The sequence below is a fragment of the Bacillus sp. SIMBA_008 genome, from assembly GCF_046535495.1.
Lineage (GTDB): Bacteria > Bacillota > Bacilli > Bacillales > Bacillaceae > Bacillus > Bacillus subtilis.
In genome coordinates this window covers 1-327 of sequence record NZ_JAWRWL010000185.1, presented here as the reverse complement: position 1 = coordinate 327, position 327 = coordinate 1, and the positions used below count along the sequence as shown (strand labels likewise).

1 protein-coding gene is annotated in these 327 nt (G+C 50.5%); it reads right to left on the bottom strand.

Features of this window, described 5'->3' with window-relative positions:
• The coding region (locus SB658_RS22745) for a GTPase (protein WP_410602503.1) at positions 1-327 on the bottom strand (327 nt) is incomplete at both ends.

Here is a 327-nt window from a genome sequence, read left to right as displayed (position 1 = left end):
ACGTTGACATATTCCTCAATCACATCACGCGTCGTTCCCGGAATATCGGTTACGATCGCCTTCGTTTCATGGACAAGGCTGTTAAGCAGAGAGGATTTCCCGACGTTCGGACGGCCGATGATCACGGTAGACAGTCCCTCACGCAAAATTTTCCCCTGCTCAGACGTACGGAGCAGCGCCTCGATTTCTTTCTTCACGCCGCTTGCCTTCTCCACTAAAAGCTGATGCGTCATTTCTTCGACGTCATCATATTCCGGATAATCTATATTCACCTCAACATGGGCAAGTGTTTCTAACAACTCATCACGCAGACGGCGGACAAGCGCG